Below are 16,539 nucleotides of genomic sequence, written 5' to 3' on the forward strand. Positions count from 1 at the left end.
CCTCAGCCCACCCGCCGCAGCGCGAGGTCGTCGAGGGTCGTGGCCGGCGCACCGGTGAGCCGCTCCATCTCGTCGGCCGTGACGGCGCCGCAGTGCAGGCCGCGGCGCAGGAAGCCGGCCAGCGCCCGCGCCGTCGCCGGCTCGTCGAGCACGGCGCCCGCGGCCCCACCCAGGTAGTCCCGTAGGCGCCCCGCCGCCGTGTCGAGGCCGGAGCGGTAGAAGAGGAACGTCGCCAGGAACCGGGTCGGCAGCTGGGCCGGGTGCAGGTCCCAGCCCTGGTAGAGCCCGCGCGACAGGGAGCGGCGTACCAGCCGGTGGTGCAGCGCCCACGCCTCCCGCACCTGCCGGGCCGGCCCGACCGGCAGCACGTTGGTCGACCCGTCGCTGACCGGGACGCCGGTGCCGGCGGCCGCGAGGAGCATGACGTTCTTCGCGTGGTCGGCGACCGGGTGGTCCATCGCCTGGTGGCCGGCCGCGATGCCGAGCGCCGCGGTGTAGTCGTAGGTGCCGAAGTGCAGCCCGTTGCAGCGGCCGGCGGACGCGTGCACCAGCCGAGCGACCGTGGCGGCGCCGTCGGGGCCGAGCACCACCTGGGGCGTCTCGACCTGGACCTCGAAGCGGAGCCGGCCGTGGTCGAGGGCGTACGCCGCCTCCAGCCGCTCGCAGGCCAGCACCATCGCCTGCACCTGCTCCACGGAGGTGACCTTGGGCAGCGTCAGCCGGAAGCCGTCGGGCAGCGGGCCCGCCTCGAGGGCGGCGCCGAGCACGAGGTCGAGGGTGCGCAGCCCGCGCGCCCGGGTGGAGGCCTCGAAGGACTTGAACCGCACCCCCCAGTACGGCGGCGGGTCGGCCGCCACGACGCCCACGGCCGCGACCGCGTCGGCGTCCTCCTCGGCGTCGGAGTGGCCGCGGTAACCGTCCTCGAGGTCGATGCGCAGGTCCTCGACCGGCTCCCGCTCCAGCTTGGCCAGCAGCAGCGGCCACACCGCCGCGACCTCGTCGGGATCGGCCCCGGTCGCCAGCGCGAGGGCCTCCGGCGACGGCGCGTGCGCGTCGAGGGCGGCGCGGGCGGCCGCGGCGTACCCGGCCACGACCCCGGCGCCGACCCGGTCCGCCGGCACGTAGACGGTGTGCACCGGCTGCCTTTCGCCGGTGTCCCCGGGGTAGAGCCGGTCGAGTGCCGCGTCCGCCGGCGCCATGATCCGCTCCACGTCGGCGAGGTCGGCGGCGGTGAGTCGGGGTGTCATCGGGTGCCCGTCACGTCCTCGGGCCGGATCGGCACCCGGCGCAGGTCGAGGCCGGTGGCCGCGCGGATCGCCGCCGCGACCGCGGGACCCGAGGAGATGGTGGGGGCCTCGCCGACGCCGCGCAGGCCGTACGGCGCATGGGGGTCGGCGTACTCGAGGACCTCGATCGGCATCGGCGGGGTGTCCAGGATGGTGGGGATCAGGTAGTCGGTGAATGACGGGTTGGTGATCCGGCCGGCGACGATCTGGATCTCCTCCATCAGGGCCAGGCCCATGCCCTGGGTGCTGCCGCCCTGGATCTGGCCCACGACCGCCGACGGGTTGACCGCCTTGCCGACGTCCTGGGTGCAGGCGAGCTCGACCACCTTGACCAGCCCGAGCTCCACGTCGACGTCGACCACGGCACGGTGCGCGGCGAAGGCGTACTGCACGTGGGCGTTGCCCTGCCCGGTCTCGGGGTCGATGGGGTACGTCGGCCGGTGCCGCCACTCGACGGTGTCCTCGACCTCGTCGGTGCCGAGCAGGTCGGCGAGGGTGACCGCCACGGCACCGAGGTCGTCGACGACCGCGTCTCCGGCCAGGCGCAGCGTGGCCGCGTCGACGCCGAGCCGCTGGGCCGCCCGGGCGAGCACCGTCCGGCGCACGCTCTGGCAGGCTGCCCGGACCGCGCCGCCGGTGACGTAGGTCTGCCGCGACGCCGAGCTCGACCCGGCCGACCCGACCTGCGTGTCCTTCGGGGCCACCACGACCCGCTCGACCTCGAGCTCGGTGCGGCAGATCTGCTGCTCGACGGTGACCAGGCCCTGGCCCACCTCCGCGGCCGCGGTGTGCACCGTGACGACCGGCTCGTGGCCGACGACCGCCAGCCGCACCCGGGCCGTCGAGTAGTCGTCGAAGCCCTCGGAGAAGGCCACGTTCTTGTACGCCACGGCGTACCCGACGCCGCGACGGACGCCCTCGCCGTGGGTGGTGTTGGCGACCCCGCCAGGGAGCCGGCGCAGGTCGAGCTCGCCGCCGTCATCGGGCGGGAGCGGCATCGCCCGGAGCCGCTGCACCAGCTCGGCGACCGGGGCGGCGCTGTCGATGACCTGGCCGGTCGGCGCCGTCGAGCCCTCGTGGAAGCCGTTGCGGACCCGGATCTCGACCGGGTCGAGGCCGACCGCCTCGGCCAGCTTGTCCATGATCGCCTCGACCGCGAACGCGGTCTGCACCGACCCGAAGCCGCGCATCGCGCCGCAGGGCGGGTTGTTGGTGTAGGCGCCGTAGCAGTCCACGTGGATGTTCGGGATCTCGTAGGGGCCGAGCCCCATGGTGCCGGCGTTGCCGACGACCGCGGGGGTGCTGGAGGCGTAGGCGCCGCCGTCGAGGTGGATGGTGGCCCGGGCGTAGACGAGCCGGCCGTCTCGGTCCGCGCCGTACTCGTAGTGCATCGAGGCGGGGTGCCGGTGCACGTGGCCGAAGAACGACTCCTCGCGGTTGTAGACCATCTTCACCGGCTTGCCGGTGTGCAGCGCGAGCAGGCAGCCGTGGACATGCATCGACAGGTCCTCCCGGCCGCCGAACGCGCCACCGACGCCGGCCAGCCGGAGCCGGACCCGGTCGGGGCCGAGCCCGAGCGCGGCGCAGACCTGCCGCTGGTCGACGTGCAGCCACTGGGTGGCGACGTACAGGTCCACACCGCCGGTGCCGTCGGGGACCGCGAGGCCGGACTCGGGTCCGAGGAACGCCTGGTCCTGCATGCCGACCTCGTAGTCGCCGGAGACCACGACCTCGGCGCTCGGGTGCGGGTCACCGGTGCGGATCCTCACGTGCCGGACCAGGTTGCCGTGAGGGTGCAGCTGCGGTGCATCGGGCAGCAGCGCCTTGCGGGCGTCGACGACGGGCTCGAGCACCTCGTAGTCGACGACGATCTTCTTGGCGGCCTGGCGGGCGGTCTCGGGGTGGTCGGCGGCGACCAGCGCGACCGGCTCGCCCTGGTAGCGCACCACGTCGACCGCCAGCACCGGCTGGTCCTGGTGCTCGAGGCCGAAGTGCTTCTGGCCGGGCACGTCGTCGTGGGTCAGCACCGCGAACACGCCGGCGGTGCGCAGCGCCTCGGTGATGTCGACCTTCAGGATCCGGGCGGACGGGTGCGGGCTGCGCAGCGTGACGCCCCAGAGCATGTCGTCCATCCAGAGGTCGCTGCCGTAGGCGAACTCCCCGGTGACCTTGAGGATCCCGTCCGGCCGCAGCGGCGACTCCCCCACTCCGCCGGGCGCCCCGACCCGGGTGGTCCCGGTGGTCTCCGTGGTCCCGGTCATGCCGTCACCGCCTTCGCCATCAAGGTCTCGGACGCCCGGAGCACGTCGACCGCGAGCCGTTCCTCGTCGACCTCGACCATCGCGTCGTGCCGCACGACCGGCCGGCCCTGGACCAGCAGCAGCTCCAGCGGCGGCGGCGTGCCGAGCACCAGGGCCGCGACCGGGTCGGGGATGCCGGCGTGGGCGGCGGTGTCGACCCGCCACAGCGCGAGGTCGGCCTGCTTGCCGGGCTCCAGCGAGCCGATCCGGTCGTCCCAGCCGAGCACCCTCGCGCCGCCGATCGTCGCGAGCTCGAGCCCGTCGCGGACGGTGAGGGCGGTCGGCCCTCCGACCGCGCGGGCGAAGAGGACCGAGTGGCGCAGCTCCTCGACGAGCGAGGCGGCCTCGTTGGAGGCGGCGCCGTCCACGCCTAGGCCGACGGGGACGCCGGCCTTGCGGAGGTCGCGGGTCCGGCAGATGCCGGCGCCGAGGCGGGCGTTGGACGACGGGCAGTGCGCGACGCCGGTGCCGGTGGCGGCGAGGGTGCCGACCGACCGGTCGTCGAGGTGGATCCCGTGGGCGAACCAGACGTCGGGCCCGACCCAGCCGAGGGACTCGACGTAGTCGACCGGGTGCACACCGAACTTCTCCCGGCAGAACTCCTCCTCGTCGATGGTCTCGGCGAGGTGGGTGTGCAGCCGGACGCCCTTGTCGCGAGCGAGGGCGGCCGCCTGCCGGAGCAGGTCACCGGTGACCGAGAACGGCGAGCACGGCGCCACGCCGACGCGCAGCATCGAGTCCGGCGACGGGTCGTGGTGCCGGTCGATCGCGTCGGCCGTCGCGGCCAGGATCGCGTCGACCTCCTCCACCACGTGGTCCGGCGGGAGGCCTCCGCGCGACCGGCCGAGGTCCATGGAGCCCCGGGTCGGCAGGAACCGCAGCCCGACCGTGCGGGCCGCCTCGATCTCGGCGCCGAGCAGGTCACCGCCGTCGGCGGGGAAGACGTAGTGGTGGTCGGTCGTCGTGGTGCAGCCGGTGCGGGCGATCTGCACCAGCGCGCCGGTGGCCCCGACCCGCACGGTGTCCTCGTCGAGCCCGGCCCAGACCGGGTAGAGCGTGGTCAGCCACTCGAAGAGCGTGTGGTCGACGGCCGAGCCGCGGGTCAGCCACTGGTAGAGGTGGTGGTGGGTGTTGACCAGGCCGGGCGTGGCGAGGCACCCGGTGCCGTCGACGTACGTCGCGTCCGGCAGGTCCCGGTGCGCCCGGCCCTCGCCGACCGACGCGATCCGGGCGCCGTCGACGACGACGTGCCCGACGGCGTGCTCGGTCCGGTCGGCGTCCATGGTGACCACCGCGCACCCGTCGACGACCACGCGGCTCATCGCATCCGCCTCGCGGCCAGGTGCACGGCCTCGATGATCTTCTCGTAGCCCGTGCAGCGGCAGAGGTTGCCGGCGAGCGCCTCACGGATCTCGGAGTCGTCCGGGTCGGGGTCGCGGGCGAGCAGGTCGTGGGTGGCGACGAGCAGGCCGGGGGTGCAGAAGCCGCACTGCACGGCGCCGGTCTCGACGAACGCCTGCTGCACCGGGTGCAGCTCGCCCTCCCCGGCGTGGTGGCTGAGGCCCTCGACCGTGTCGACGCTCCGGCCGTCGGCCTGCCCGGCCGCGACCAGGCAGGCGCAGCAGGTGACACCGTCGAGGTAGACCGTGCACGACCCGCACTCGCCCTGCTCGCAGGCGTTCTTGGAGCCGGGCAGGCCGAGCCGCTCGCGCAGCACGTAGAGCAGGCTCTCGCCCGCCCAGACGTCGTCGGCCACGCGCTGCTCGCCGTTGACCGTGATCGTGACCCGCATCAGCCCTCTCCCCTTCGTGGGCCTTCTCGGCCTTGCGCCTCGGCCCAGGCCCACGCCAGGCAGCGGCGGGCCATCACGGCCAGGGCGTGGCGGCGGTACGCCGCGGTGCCGCGCACGTCGTCGATCGGAGACGCGGCCGCCGCGACCAGTCGGCCGAACTCCTCGGCCACCGGGTCGGGGACGTCGGCGCGGCCCTCCCAGTCGAGCTCGGCGGCCAGCAGCTCCTCGGCGTCGCGGGCCCGTAGCGGGGTCGGGCCGGCCGAGCCGATGCCGGTGCCGACCGAGCGCTGCTCCGGGTGCAGCGCCAGCCCGAGGGCGGCGACCGCGATCACCATCGCATTGCGGGTCCCGATCTTGCTGAACTGCTGCGGCCCGGTCGCGGCCGGCACCCAGACCGCGGTGACCAGCTCGTCGGGACGGCCGGCGTGCCGCTTGGGCCCGGTGTAGAACTCGGCGGCCGGGACCCGGCGTACTCCCGTGAGGGAGGAGAGCTCGACCTCGGCGTGGGCGGCGAGCAGCGCCGGGTGGGAGTCGCCGGCGGGCGACGCGGCGCCCACGTTGCCGCCGACGGTGCCGCGGTTGCGGATCTGCGGCGACCCGACCGTGCGGGCGGCCAGCGCCAGCCCTGGCAGCTCGGCGGCGAGCTCGGCGATCACCCTGCTGTAGGTGACGCCGGCGCCGAGCCGGATCTCGTCGCCCACGCGGTCCCACGTCGCGAGCTCGGACACCCGGGTGAGGTCGAGCAGCGCGGGCGGGCGGTGGCGGTCGAAGTTCAGCTCCACCATCACGTCGGTGCCGCCCATGATCGGGACCGCACCAGGGTGCTCCGCACGCGCGGCCAGCGCGTCGGGCAGGGAGGTCGGGGACAGGAAGTCCATCAGTCCCCGCGCCCGACGGTGACCTCGATCAGCCCGTAGGGCCGGTCGGTCACGTGGAAGACCTCGCCGTCGTTGGCCAGCCCGAAGGGAGTCAGGTCGACGGCGATGTGGTGGATGTTGGGGGCGACCAGCTCGATCGAGGCGATCGACGGCGCGGCCTCGAGGACCGCCCGGCCCATCTCCCACAGCGACTGCTGGAGGGCCAGCGAGTGCACGTGGGCGAACCGGTCGAGCAGGGTCCGCCGGACGGCGTCGTACGTCGCGTCCCAGTCGGGCCGCTCGGCGCCGACGTCCGCCGCGTACGTCCACCCGGCGGTGAGCGAGGTGGCCAGCACGCGGTCGTGGGTGGGCGCGAGGGTGGTGTAGTCGTCGACGAGGAAACCCGCGAACTCCGAGCCGGTGGACTTCAGCACCACCAGGTCCCGGACGCCGCTGACGACCGATGTGCCCGCGGCCGAGACCGCGACCCGGGTCGTGCGCACGTCGGGTCCGCCCCGGCGGAAGCCGTGGTCATGGTCGGCGATCCGCTCCCAGGCGTACTCCTCGATCCGGACTTCTGCCCCGGTCACCGGCGCCACGTCGTCGACGAAGTGGTGCGCGAGCGCGAGCCCGAAGTCCTCGATCGCGCCGATCCCCACCTTCTTGGCGAACGCGAAGACAGTGTTCTTCTGGGTGTCGGTCGGCAGCACGTGGGCCTGGTCGCCCTCGAGGTGCGCGGCGGCGAAGTCGCCGGTGAGCGACGTCGAGACGTTGAGGTCGCGGACCACGTGCCGGTCGGTGTCGCGCACGATCCGGAAGACGCGCGTGTCCGCCTTGCCGTAGCGGTTGGTGCCGAGCACGATGCCCACGTCAGCTCCCCCGGTAGGTCGTGTAGCCGTGCGGGCTGAGCAGCAGCGGCACGTGCAGGTGGGTGTCGTCGGTGACGACGAAGGCGACGACGACCTCGGGGAAGAAGGGACTGCGCCCCCCGGTGTCGAACCGCAGCCGGTAGGTCCCCGCGTCCAGCCGGTCCGGGCCGAGGTCGACGATGCGGCCGTCGGCGTCGGTGGTGCCGGTGGCGACCACCTCGCCGCCGCGCTCCAGCGTCACGGCGATGCCGTCGGCGGGCCGCCCGGCCGAGGTGTCGAGGACGTGCGTGGTCACGTGGCTCATCCGACGACCTTCTCCAGGCGCAGCAGGGCGATGTCGCGCAGCGCGGTGACGGTCTCCTCGCGCTCGGCCGCGTCGTCGTTGGCGAGACGGCGCTCGAGCTCGGCGAGGATCTCCTCGCTGCTGCGGCCGGCCGCCCGGATCAGGAAGACGTGCCCGAACCTCGCTTCGTACGCCGCGTTGGCCGCGCGCAGGCGGTCCACGTCCTCGGCCCGCACCCCGGACTGCTCGGCCCGCGAGTGCCGGGCCTCGGCGTCCTCGGCGTCCGGCCGCTCCCCGATCCGCGGGTGGCGCGACAGGGCCTGCGCGAGCTCGTCGTCGGTCAGCGCCAGCGCCGAGTCGTGTCCCTGCTTGAACAGCAGCTCCGTGTCGGCGTACGGCCGCCCGGCCACGACCTCGTCCACCCACCGGGGCACGCCGAGGCAGCCGGCGACGAGGCTCCGTGCCTCCCCGCCGGCAGAGCGTTGAACTCTGTGACCTGCACCACAGCCACGCTATCCACTCAGCGGGCGTCGCTCAGGCATTTGCCGACACCGGTTGCCCGGGGCGGGAGCGTCGTCCGCTCAGGTCATCGACATCCGCTGGCCCGAGGGGATCGTCAGGCCGGGCAGGGTGCTGGGTGCGACCAGCAGCAGGAGACCGAGGACCAGGAGCAGTCCGGCCGTGGCGTAGGTGAGGTCTCGGCGCAGCGGGAGCGTCTTCTCGACGGCGATGATCCCGGCGACCAGCGCCATCCAGGTGATGCTCATGATGCCCAGGGCGAACAGGGCGGCCATCAGGGCCCAGCAGCAGCCGACGCACCAGGCACCGTTGCGGACGCCCATCCGCAGGGCACCGGTCCGCCCTCCCCGCCAGGAGCCCAGGAACGCGCCGAGGGGACTCCGGCAGTTGGCGAGGCAGACGTTCTTCAACGGGGTCAGCTCGTAGACCGCGGCGACCACCAGGGTGGCACCGGCGATCCCCCGGCCCGCGTGGTCCCACGCGAGCTCGTCGCCGAGCACGGTGGTGGCCGCGACGCCCACGGCGTACGCGACCAGGCCGGCGGCGGCCCAGACGAGCAGGTAGCCGCCCACGAAGATCCACGGGGAGAGACGTGAGGTCGGCCTGGTGACGCGGGTGTACAACGCGACGGTGGGGGCCACCGACGGCAGCATCATCGCCGCCATCATCACGACCCAGACGCCGAGGAACCAGGCCAGGCTGCCGAGCCCGGTCCACGGTCCCGCGTCCATGCCGGCCATCGCGTGGGCGCTCCAGATCCAGCCGACGACGGCGATCCCGAACAGCGCCAGCACCAGGCCGAGACGGGCCCGGACCGCGGCGACCTTCGCACCGAGTCCGGCGTCGACGGGTCCGGCCGTCGCCGCCATCGGATCAGGAGGCCCAGGAGAACTCGGACGTGGACAGGCCCGTCTTGCCCTCGTAGGAGATGCCGAAGGCGTTGATGCTGGTGCGCTTCGCCTCGGCCATCGTCAGGTTCGAGCCGACCGGGTGGAACATCCCGTCGAACCGGATGGGCTGGCCGGTCTCCACGCCGAACGGGACGATGTCCTCGATCTCGAAGTCGATGGTGTCGCCGACGCGCACAGTGTGGCGCAGGCCGTCGTCGGCGATCTCGATGGCGGCGCGCTCGACCCCGACGATCTCACCGACCAGCGGCGCCAGGGCGCCCATCGGCCCGCCGAGCTGGCCGCCGAACACCTTGACGAGCTTGTCGAACTGCTCGTCGTTCGCCTGGTCGTCGATGTACACGCCGAGTCGCCAGTTGCCGTCGGTCATCACCTTGGGCGTGTCCGCGATCATCGCGACCCGCCGCCCCGCGATGTCGGTGCCCTCGATGTCACCGTCGCGGATGTTGAAGACCAGCGTCACCCGACAGAAGTCGTAGGTCGCGCCGTGGTCGAAGGAGAGATTGCACGGGCACATCAGCTCGCACGAGCAGGTCTCCACATAGCTACCGGTCAGATTCCACGCCATGACCCGGCCCCTTCCCCTGAGCCTCCAGTCTTCGACTGCCCCGGGGACCCGTCAAGGGCCGGTCGGTGCCCTCTCGCGGCGGTCAGTGCGCGGTGGCCTGCGCCCAGACGAAGGGGTGGTCGGAGGTACGGCTCACCAGGCCGCCGCGGACCCGGTGGAAGTCGGAGAAGTCGAGGTCGTCGTTGGTGCCCACGACCCAGTCGACACCCGGGGCGGGGGCGAGGTCGCAGCCGCTGCTGGTCAGGTGGCTGCCGTCGGCGGAGGTGACGCCGGCGCCGGAGGCGAGCGGGCAGAAGAAGCGGTCCCGGTCGTTGGCGTCGCCGGTCACGATGACCGGGGTGCCGTCGGCATGGAGCCGGTTGACCAGGGCGACCTCACGGCGTACGGCCTCGTCGCGCCAGCGCTGGGCGGGCCCGTGGGCGTCGGCCGGGTTGTGGAAGTTGGCGAACCACACCAGCTGGCCGGTGGCAACGTGGCGCAGCAGCACGTAGGGCATCGGGACGTCGCTGCCGCCGAAGTAGGGGATGTCGATGGTGTGGGTCTGCACCGGCTGCCAGGTACCGGTCCGCCAGATCACCGAGTTGACCCGCCGAGCGTGCCGAGCCCGGGCCACGCGTGCCAGCCGGTGGCGACCTTGTTGAACTCCTGGATCTGCGGCGTCTGGAACTCCTGGAGGCCGGCCACGGTGATCCCGGCGTTGTTCAGGAGCTGCACGGCCCACGGGGTGCGGGTGGGGCCGGAGGCGTACTGCGGACGCTCGCTGCCGGGACCGGTGTGGGAGGCACCGAGCATGTTGAACGACGCCACCCGGAACGCCGCCGCCGGCAGGTCGGGGCTCGAGGAGGCGGTGGGCGACGGACTCGCCGAGGCGGACGCGCTGGTGGCGTGTGCCGGGTGGTGGGCTCGCTTCGCGGCCTTCTCGGCCCGGGCGGCCATGACGGAGGGGGACGGCGACGGGGGCGCCGAGGTGAGCGTCTGCCCGGAGCTGAGCGGCTGCGCTGCCGGGGCGGGCGGGGCGGCCGCGGCCGGCGTGGTCGGCGCGGTCGGCGCGTGGTGGGCGGGTGCGTGCTGCTGCCTGGGGGTCGACGTGTCATGGAGCGCGGGTGCGCCCGCGGCCTGGAGGGCGGCGTCGACGCCGGGCACCGACAGCCCGAACGCCGAGCCCGCGACCGGAAGCGCGACCACGGTGATCGGGACGACCGCCAGCCGAGCCCAGAGCCGGCCACGCGACCGGTGCGGCCGGCGGCGCGGGCGTCCTCGGTGGGCGTGCGGGCGCGGGGGGAGCTTGTCGGTCACGCCGGGGGACGCTACGGGAATCCGGCGCCCGCTCGGACCGTCGGGCCCCCAGGTTGGGGATCCGGGTGTTGCTCGCGGTGCGCGGGGTGCGGACGAGGAAGGCGAGGTTCAGCGCCGGCTGGCACCAGGCGCCGGCGTCAACCGCCGTAACCGTTCCACGGGCTCCGGTCACTCCTCGGAAGCTCGTCGCTCGCCCCCGACTCGATGTCGGAGAGCTTCCGGTGCTTGTGCCCGTGCCTGCGATCTCTCCGGTCGACCCACAACGCGATCGCGCCCAACGAGACCAGGCACAGCAGCCCGACGAGGTACATGGCTCCTCCCGGAGGGGAGGTCGACCAGGGGATCGCCGGCTCTCCCCTCGCTCTCGATGCTCCTCCCCTGCTCGTCGTGTGTCCACCGCTGCGAGGAGGTCGACGGAGTCAGTGGTTGCGCAGCGCGTGGATGAGCTGCTCCTTGTCCATGGAGGAGCGACCTTCGATGCCGATGTCGGCCGCTCGGTCACGGAGCTCGTCGACGGTCCAGTCCTCGTACGGCGGCGACTGTCCGCCGCTGCGGCTGACCTGGGTGCGGGACCGGTTGGCCGCGGAGTTCGCGATGCGCGCGGCCTTCTCCTTGCTCTCACCCTCGTCGCGGAGCTTCTCGTAGAGCTCGTCGTCCTTCACCGACGGGCCCGGCTTCTTCTCCGGCATCAGCGCGCTCCCTTCGTGATGGCTCCTGGTTCTCGGTCCGGGGGAGCCCGGACCACACTGGTTGGGTACCCGCGGCCCGATGGCGACATGCCCGGGAGTGTTTCCCTCGCGGGCGGGTACTGCCCGAGGACCGCGAGGTCCGAAGCCGCGGAGGAAGAGGGGTGCTGACCATGCAGCTCGACGCAGTCGTCCTGGACGTCGACGGAACCCTGGTGGACTCGGTCTACCTGCATGTTGCGGCGTGGGTGGCGGCCTTCGACGACGTCGGGGTCGCGGTGCCGGCGTACTCGATCCACCGGGCGATCGGGATGGGCGGCGACCGGCTGGTGGCCGAGGTGGCCGGCGACGCCGTCGAACGCGCGGTCGGTGACGACGTACGCGCTCGGCACGCCCACCACTTCGATCAGGGGTTCAGCCACGTCAAGCCGGTGGACGGTGCCGCCGAGCTGATGGCGCTGCTTCGCCAGCGGGGTGTCTCCGTCACGGTCGCGAGCTCCGGCGAGCGCGAGCAGACGGACCGGCTGCTGGACCTCGTGGAGGACTCCGACGCGATACAGGAGCGGGTCTCGGGCTCCGACGCCGACCGCAGCAAGCCCGCTCCCGACCTGATCGACGAAGCGCTCGAGCGGGCGCAGGGGTCCCGCGCGCTGTGCGTCGGGGACGCGGTCTGGGACGTCGTCTCTGCCGGCAAGGCCGGGGTCCCGTGCGTCGGTGTCCTCACCGGCGGCATCAGCGCCGCAGAGCTCCTCGAGGCCGGCGCGCTGGCGGTCGTGGCCACCCCGCGCGAGCTCGTCGAGCGGTTCGATGAGATCCAGGAGAAAGCCCTCCAGCAGCTCGGCTGAGCGGACCCGGGCTCCGCCGTCTGGGTGATGACGGGACCAGAGTGACGGCCTAGGTTCGAGGTGCAGGTCCGAGCAAGGAGGCATCATGCTCTGGATTGTGCTCGTCGTCGTGGCGGCCCTCCTCACGTACTGGTGGTGGACCGACCACCGCAAGCATCGCGGCGGCGTCGACATCGACGGGGTCCTACGGACCCGCGAGACCGACGAGGGTCGCACCGGGTTCTACGGCCAGAGCTGACGGCCCTCGGCTACTGACCGCCCACGCCGGATCTTGTGCCAGGCGAGCGGTTGCGGGAAATTTCAGGTCGCCCAGCCCTCAAACCCGGGCAACGGGGATCCGATAACCAAGGCGTGACCAGATCTCCTCTCGGGTTCCGTCGCGCCGGCTCTCGCCTGATGGCAGGCCTGGCGGTCGGCCTCGTCTACGTCGCGGCCAACCTGCCGGCCGCCCCCGCGAGCCTGCCGACGGCTCCCGCAGCGCGCGGGTCGCACGTCGATGCGACGCTGTCGTCGGCGACGACGGGCTCCCTGTCGATCTCTCCGGCCAAGTACGTGGGCGGTCAACGGCTCACCTGGTCCGGGAGCGTCGGTCACGCCGGCGTACGCCCGCTGGTGCTCCAGTTCAACATGGGGAATGCCACCGGCAACCACTGGTCCACGGTCGACGGCTTCCACGATCAGACCCAGGCGGACGGCAGCTTCTCGTTCACCTATCCCGCGCCGAGCATGTTCAACATCCGCTACCGGGTGAAGGCCGGCGAGTACGTGGTCCGCGGCGCGGGTGTTCAACGCCAAGACCCAGGACCTCACCATCTGGGTGACCGGGCAGACGGTGACCAACACCAACGCCCCGGCGCGGGTGGGCGTCGACCGGACGTTCGGGATCACCGTCGACACCACTCCGGACAACATCTACCGGAGCCCCGAGTCGCAGGGACTCCCCGTGCTCAAGGGTCGAACCCTCACGCTGCAGCAGCGGATCGACGCGGACACCTGGCGCACCCTCGACACCACGACCGTGGGCGACGACGGCCGCGGTACTTCACCGGGCTCACCGCGGTCGCGGGGGTCGCGGTCTTCCGGGTGCGCGCGGAGGACTACGTCACCGGAGGCAACCAGATCGGCTGGGCCCAGTCGTTCCCGCTCTACGTGCTCGCCGGGCAGACCGCCCAGGACTGGTACTCCAGCCTCTACGGCTCCGTGCCGAACTCGTCCGTGCCGGTGAACAAGGGGCCCAGCGGCGGCGCCCAGCCTCCGACCTCCAGCCAGCACTACCGGTGGTTCCCCTCGCTGTTCGACTTCGCCTGGGAGTACGGACAGTCGCTCAGCAGCCCGCCCTCCCGAGGCACCCGGATCCAGGGCAGCTGGACGGACTCCTCGACCGGCAGCGGACGGGTGTCCAAGTTCAACGGCGCGGCTGGCGCTGGACAGCAAGAGGTACGTCGGGGCGGGTCCCGGTGACTTCGGCACCACCCGTGCGACGCTCCACGGGAACTCCATCAGCCAGGGCCGCTGGGAGACCAGCATCCGGGTCCGGAACGCCTACGAGCGTGGCGGACACGCGTACCAGTTCCTCGTCGAGCTGGTCCCCGCCGACGCTGCCGACTACGACTGCGGGGCGCACAACATCACGGTCGCGAACATCTCGCCGTTCTCCGACGAGGTCGGGTTCGGGGTCCGCTCCCCGCTGTACTCGTGGAACGGAACCACGACCGCGCCGTACACCCCGCTGGCCAAGGCGTACAACGTGGCCGTCGAGGTGGCCAACGGCCACCTCACGTGGTTCCTCAACGGGTCCCCCGTCGGATCCGTCACCAACGACGCGGCGCTCCCCGGCGTACCGCTGACCCTCCGGCTGTCGCTGGTCGGCCAACCGGGCGCGGAGATGGACCAGACCGGCGTCATCTCCGACTGGCAGCGCGGCTTCCCCATCACGACCGGGCAGCAGGTCGTGAGCCACAACAAGCTCCCGCGCCGCGGCGCAGCGGCCCCCGACTGCTCGGCGGGCTGACTCCCGTCCCTCTCCGGGTCCGCGCTGCGACCGTCTCCCGGTCCCCTGAGCCGGGCACGCCAGATCCTCCGAAAGTTGCGGGCACCACCCGTACGGGCCATGCCCCGTCGAGACGTTCGGACCGAGTCTGGCGGATGCAGTCCGCCACGTGACGGACCTTGTCACCCTCGAAGGGGGAACGAGGGGGACACCGTCATGAAGATGACCGCACTGGCGCCGCTTGCGCTGGCCACCGGCGTCGTACTCGCTGGCACCGTGTCGAGCGGTCCAGCAGGAGACCGGGACGCCACCGTGAGGGCGACCGCAGACGTCCAGGCGGCCGTCGGCGCGCAGTCGCTGCCGCGAGGTTTCGCGCTGCGTGAGATCGCGACCGGCCAGGGCGCCTACAACCTGACCGACTTCGGCTACCTGCCCGGCGGCAGCCTGCTCACCATCGGCAAGGACGGTCAGGTCACGTGGGTGCCGAACACCGGGCCCCCTCAGACGATCGCCAACCTCGCCACGGAGAACAAAGGGGATCTGGGGCTCGTCGGTCTCGGAGTCGCACCGGACTACCGGACGACCCACCACATCTACCTGATCCGATCGATCCCGAGCGCGTCGGAGCCGCCGTACCGGATCCGGCTGTCGCGGTTCACCGTCCAGGGCGAGGCCACACCCACCGGGCTCGCGCACGAGAAGGTGCTCGTCGCGGTGAAGGCCGTGGAGCACACGCACGGCATGACGACCGTGCTGCCTGCTCGGGACGGAACGCTCTGGGTGTCGATCGGCGACCTCCGGACCTTCAGGTCGGTGGTGCCCGGGGCGGTGAACGCGATGAGGATCGGCCGACCCGAGGGCAAGATCCTGCACCTCAGGGCCAACGGCGCCGGGGTCCGTGCCAACCCCTTCTACCGGGCGGCCCACCCGTTCTCCTGGCGCAGTCGGACGTACGCCGGCGGCTTCCGCAGCCCGTTCCGGTTCTCGCTCGACCCCGCCACCCGCAGGCCCATCGTGGGGGACGTGGGCTGGAAGACGTGGGAGGAGGTGGACCTGGTGCGGCCCGGCGCCAACTACAAGTGGCCCTGCTGGGAGGGGCCCGCGGAGACGCCGGGCTACTCGAGCCTCGGACGCTGCGCACAGGTGTCGAACACGCGGCCGGTCTGGTCCTACCGCCACGGCACCGCCGCCAGGCAGGGCAACGCGGTCACCGGCGGCATCGTCTACACGGGCAAGCACTACCCGAAGCGGTACCGGGGCGCGTACTTCTTCGGGGACTTCATGGGGCAGAAGCTCTGGACGATGCGCTTCAGCTCCGCCGGCGACCTGGTGCGGCGCCCCGAGGCCCCGCCGTTCGGCACCGACATCGGTGCCCCGGTGAAGTTCGCGGCCGCGCCGAACGGCGACATCGTGTACGCGGACATGGCCTCCGGCAACCTGTACCGGCTCACGCACTGAGCGAACCTGCGCAGCCCGAGCCATGCCGCGGGTCGCGCGCCGGGACGGATGCGCCGGCCACGCGCACCGCCGTGCGGAGAGTCCAGGGGCCGCCGTGATGATGGTCTGCGCTCAGGTGCCGGCGCCGGAGACGGTCCAGACGACGGCGGCACTGCTCCCACTGCGCGGAGCGTCGTCGGCCTGCGGCATCGTCTGGCGGAACCCCTTCACCACGAGGAAGATTCCGGCCGTCAACTCGAACAGCCCTCCGGGAACAGACAGGGCCAGGCCGACTCCGTAGCCGGCGAGCTCCAGGACGCTGCCGAACGCGAAGACCGCGTAGCCGACGACGCCCCAGACGGCCAGGAGCCGCGGCAGCAGGCCGGAGCGCAGTAGAGCCGCGCAGAAGAAGATGCTCCCGACGCCCAGTGCCGCCATCGCGACCCAGTACGCGGACTGGCCGTGCTCCGCCGCGGTCCGCGCCAAGCCCGCAAGCCCGGAGTCGGTGGCGCTCGACGTCCTGGCGCCTCCATGGTCCAGGAGGACCAGGGTCAACATGCCCAGCGGGGCGAGTGCCAACAAGACCCCCTCCACCGTGCGAGTCACGAGGTACGTGTGGGCGGTGCGGCGGTGGTCGCGCCGCAGCACGCCCAGCACCAGGACGCCGATGGCGGCCACCGAGTTCAGCAGGAGAAGCACCGCGCCCGCGCTGAGCTTTCCCAGCGAGGTGGCGTTCTCGGGGACCGGGGTGGCGGTGCCGGTGGCGGAGGCGATGAGGAAGCTGCCACCGCCGTAGAGGAAGCCGGCGAGGATGAGCGCGCCGACGATGCGGCCAGTCTTCCTGGTGGTCATGGATCCGTCCTTTCGAAGGCCGCGAGGAGCGCGTCCCGGAAAGCGTCCCTA

Annotated in this window: 21 protein-coding genes; 5 read left to right on the forward strand and 16 right to left on the reverse strand. The window is 72.7% G+C overall.

The window, feature by feature from the left end:
• Positions 1 to 2: 2 nt before the first annotated feature.
• From H0S67_RS20600 to H0S67_RS20665, 14 genes are all read right to left on the reverse strand, one after another.
• Positions 3 to 1,247: a DUF6986 family protein gene (locus H0S67_RS20600; protein WP_180934569.1), complete on the reverse strand. Its 1,245-nt coding sequence runs from the start codon at positions 1,245 to 1,247 to the stop codon at positions 3 to 5.
• A complete protein-coding gene (gene pucD / locus H0S67_RS20605) occupies positions 1,244 to 3,547 on the reverse strand; it encodes a xanthine dehydrogenase subunit D (protein WP_180934570.1) in 2,304 nt (767 codons plus the stop codon). The genes H0S67_RS20600 and pucD overlap by 4 nt, the downstream gene beginning before the upstream one ends.
• Positions 3,544 to 4,908 (reverse strand): 8-oxoguanine deaminase, encoded by a 1,365-nt coding sequence (locus H0S67_RS20610; protein ID WP_180934571.1) that lies wholly within the window; start codon positions 4,906 to 4,908, stop codon positions 3,544 to 3,546. Before H0S67_RS20610 ends, pucD begins: the two co-directional genes overlap by 4 nt.
• Entirely contained in the window at positions 4,905 to 5,378 is a 474-nt protein-coding gene (locus H0S67_RS20615; RefSeq protein WP_180934572.1) for a (2Fe-2S)-binding protein, read from the reverse strand. Before H0S67_RS20615 ends, H0S67_RS20610 begins: the two co-directional genes overlap by 4 nt.
• Positions 5,378 to 6,256 (reverse strand): FAD binding domain-containing protein, encoded by an 879-nt coding sequence (locus H0S67_RS20620; RefSeq protein WP_180934573.1) that lies wholly within the window; start codon positions 6,254 to 6,256, stop codon positions 5,378 to 5,380. The genes H0S67_RS20615 and H0S67_RS20620 overlap by 1 nt, the downstream gene beginning before the upstream one ends.
• Entirely contained in the window at positions 6,256 to 7,104 is an 849-nt protein-coding gene (pucL, locus tag H0S67_RS20625; RefSeq protein ID WP_180934574.1) for a factor-independent urate hydroxylase, read from the reverse strand. The genes H0S67_RS20620 and pucL overlap by 1 nt, the downstream gene beginning before the upstream one ends.
• 1 nt (position 7,105) lies before the next feature.
• Positions 7,106 to 7,408 (reverse strand): hydroxyisourate hydrolase, encoded by a 303-nt coding sequence (gene uraH / locus H0S67_RS20630; RefSeq protein ID WP_180934575.1) that lies wholly within the window; start codon positions 7,406 to 7,408, stop codon positions 7,106 to 7,108.
• Positions 7,405 to 7,821 carry a 2-oxo-4-hydroxy-4-carboxy-5-ureidoimidazoline decarboxylase gene (gene uraD / locus H0S67_RS20635; RefSeq protein WP_180934576.1) on the reverse strand — a complete coding sequence of 139 codons (417 nt, stop codon included), beginning with the start codon at positions 7,819 to 7,821 and terminating at the stop codon, positions 7,405 to 7,407. The genes uraH and uraD overlap by 4 nt, the downstream gene beginning before the upstream one ends.
• Positions 7,822 to 7,968: 147 nt before the next feature.
• Positions 7,969 to 8,775, reverse strand: coding sequence for a DUF2182 domain-containing protein (locus H0S67_RS20640; protein ID WP_180934577.1), 807 nt, complete (start codon positions 8,773 to 8,775; stop codon positions 7,969 to 7,971).
• Between the two features lie 4 nt (positions 8,776 to 8,779).
• Positions 8,780 to 9,382 (reverse strand): DUF1326 domain-containing protein, encoded by a 603-nt coding sequence (locus H0S67_RS20645; RefSeq protein ID WP_180934578.1) that lies wholly within the window; start codon positions 9,380 to 9,382, stop codon positions 8,780 to 8,782.
• Positions 9,383 to 9,464: 82 nt separating this feature from the next.
• On the reverse strand, positions 9,465 to 9,929 hold the full coding sequence (locus H0S67_RS20650) for an endonuclease/exonuclease/phosphatase family protein (protein ID WP_180934579.1): 465 nt from the start codon (positions 9,927 to 9,929) through the stop codon (positions 9,465 to 9,467).
• 26 nt (positions 9,930 to 9,955) lie between these two features.
• The gene (locus tag H0S67_RS20655; protein WP_180934580.1) at positions 9,956 to 10,678 is read right to left on the reverse strand and encodes a hypothetical protein; all 723 of its coding nucleotides are present in this window, start codon (positions 10,676 to 10,678) and stop codon (positions 9,956 to 9,958) included.
• Between the two features lie 137 nt (positions 10,679 to 10,815).
• On the reverse strand, positions 10,816 to 10,989 hold the full coding sequence (locus H0S67_RS20660) for a hypothetical protein (RefSeq protein ID WP_180934581.1): 174 nt from the start codon (positions 10,987 to 10,989) through the stop codon (positions 10,816 to 10,818).
• Positions 10,990 to 11,097: 108 nt separating this feature from the next.
• Positions 11,098 to 11,367: a DUF7218 family protein gene (locus tag H0S67_RS20665; protein WP_180934582.1), complete on the reverse strand. Its 270-nt coding sequence runs from the start codon at positions 11,365 to 11,367 to the stop codon at positions 11,098 to 11,100.
• A 170-nt stretch (positions 11,368 to 11,537) separates the two neighbouring features.
• Here H0S67_RS20665 and H0S67_RS20670 point away from each other — a divergent pair, with 170 nt between their 5' ends.
• The 3 genes from H0S67_RS20670 to H0S67_RS20680 all read left to right on the forward strand — a co-directional run bounded on the left by H0S67_RS20670 (position 11,538) and on the right by H0S67_RS20680 (position 13,670).
• On the forward strand, positions 11,538 to 12,209 hold the full coding sequence (locus H0S67_RS20670; RefSeq protein ID WP_180934583.1) for an HAD family hydrolase: 672 nt from the start codon (positions 11,538 to 11,540) through the stop codon (positions 12,207 to 12,209).
• 85 nt (positions 12,210 to 12,294) lie between these two features.
• A complete protein-coding gene (locus H0S67_RS20675; RefSeq protein ID WP_180934584.1) occupies positions 12,295 to 12,447 on the forward strand; it encodes a hypothetical protein in 153 nt (50 codons plus the stop codon).
• Between the two features lie 158 nt (positions 12,448 to 12,605).
• Positions 12,606 to 13,670, forward strand: a complete 1,065-nt coding sequence (locus tag H0S67_RS20680) for a hypothetical protein (RefSeq protein WP_180934585.1) — start codon at positions 12,606 to 12,608, stop codon at positions 13,668 to 13,670.
• 144 nt (positions 13,671 to 13,814) lie between these two features.
• On the opposite strand, the gene H0S67_RS26990 is transcribed toward H0S67_RS20680, so the two are convergent.
• Positions 13,815 to 13,946 (reverse strand): hypothetical protein, encoded by a 132-nt coding sequence (locus H0S67_RS26990; protein WP_281368905.1) that lies wholly within the window; start codon positions 13,944 to 13,946, stop codon positions 13,815 to 13,817.
• 10 nt (positions 13,947 to 13,956) lie between these two features.
• Here H0S67_RS26990 and H0S67_RS20685 point away from each other — a divergent pair, with 10 nt between their 5' ends.
• On the forward strand, positions 13,957 to 14,220 hold the full coding sequence (locus H0S67_RS20685) for a hypothetical protein (protein WP_180934586.1): 264 nt from the start codon (positions 13,957 to 13,959) through the stop codon (positions 14,218 to 14,220).
• A gap of 201 nt (positions 14,221 to 14,421) precedes the next feature.
• Positions 14,422 to 15,657, forward strand: a complete 1,236-nt coding sequence (locus tag H0S67_RS20690) for a PQQ-dependent sugar dehydrogenase (RefSeq protein WP_180934587.1) — start codon at positions 14,422 to 14,424, stop codon at positions 15,655 to 15,657.
• Positions 15,658 to 15,768: 111 nt separating this feature from the next.
• On the opposite strand, the gene H0S67_RS20695 is transcribed toward H0S67_RS20690, so the two are convergent.
• Positions 15,769 to 16,488, reverse strand: coding sequence for a DUF4386 domain-containing protein (locus H0S67_RS20695; protein ID WP_180934588.1), 720 nt, complete (start codon positions 16,486 to 16,488; stop codon positions 15,769 to 15,771).
• Between the last annotated feature and the right edge of the window lie 51 nt (positions 16,489 to 16,539).

The organism is Nocardioides ungokensis (assembly GCF_013466985.1).
GTDB classification, from domain to species: Bacteria; Actinomycetota; Actinomycetes; order Propionibacteriales; family Nocardioidaceae; genus Nocardioides; species Nocardioides ungokensis.

Excerpts from the sequence above, each read along its gene's own strand:
- H0S67_RS20600 (WP_180934569.1), bottom strand. The coding sequence starts at position 1,247 with ATGACACCCCGACTCACCGCCGCCGACCTCGCCGACGTGGAGCGGATC.
- pucD (WP_180934570.1), bottom strand. The coding sequence starts at position 3,547 with ATGACCGGGACCACGGAGACCACCGGGACCACCCGGGTCGGGGCGCCC.
- H0S67_RS20610 (WP_180934571.1), bottom strand. The coding sequence starts at position 4,908 with ATGAGCCGCGTGGTCGTCGACGGGTGCGCGGTGGTCACCATGGACGCC.
- H0S67_RS20615 (WP_180934572.1), bottom strand. The coding sequence starts at position 5,378 with ATGCGGGTCACGATCACGGTCAACGGCGAGCAGCGCGTGGCCGACGAC.
- H0S67_RS20620 (WP_180934573.1), bottom strand. The coding sequence starts at position 6,256 with ATGGACTTCCTGTCCCCGACCTCCCTGCCCGACGCGCTGGCCGCGCGT.
- uraH (WP_180934575.1), bottom strand. The coding sequence starts at position 7,408 with ATGAGCCACGTGACCACGCACGTCCTCGACACCTCGGCCGGGCGGCCC.
- H0S67_RS20640 (WP_180934577.1), bottom strand. The coding sequence starts at position 8,775 with ATGGCGGCGACGGCCGGACCCGTCGACGCCGGACTCGGTGCGAAGGTC.
- H0S67_RS20645 (WP_180934578.1), bottom strand. The coding sequence starts at position 9,382 with ATGGCGTGGAATCTGACCGGTAGCTATGTGGAGACCTGCTCGTGCGAG.
- H0S67_RS20660 (WP_180934581.1), bottom strand. The coding sequence starts at position 10,989 with ATGTACCTCGTCGGGCTGCTGTGCCTGGTCTCGTTGGGCGCGATCGCG.
- H0S67_RS20665 (WP_180934582.1), bottom strand. The coding sequence starts at position 11,367 with ATGCCGGAGAAGAAGCCGGGCCCGTCGGTGAAGGACGACGAGCTCTAC.
- H0S67_RS20670 (WP_180934583.1), top strand. The coding sequence starts at position 11,538 with ATGCAGCTCGACGCAGTCGTCCTGGACGTCGACGGAACCCTGGTGGAC.
- H0S67_RS20675 (WP_180934584.1), top strand. The coding sequence starts at position 12,295 with ATGCTCTGGATTGTGCTCGTCGTCGTGGCGGCCCTCCTCACGTACTGG.
- H0S67_RS20680 (WP_180934585.1), top strand. The coding sequence starts at position 12,606 with ATGGCAGGCCTGGCGGTCGGCCTCGTCTACGTCGCGGCCAACCTGCCG.
- H0S67_RS20690 (WP_180934587.1), top strand. The coding sequence starts at position 14,422 with ATGACCGCACTGGCGCCGCTTGCGCTGGCCACCGGCGTCGTACTCGCT.
- H0S67_RS20695 (WP_180934588.1), bottom strand. The coding sequence starts at position 16,488 with ATGACCACCAGGAAGACTGGCCGCATCGTCGGCGCGCTCATCCTCGCC.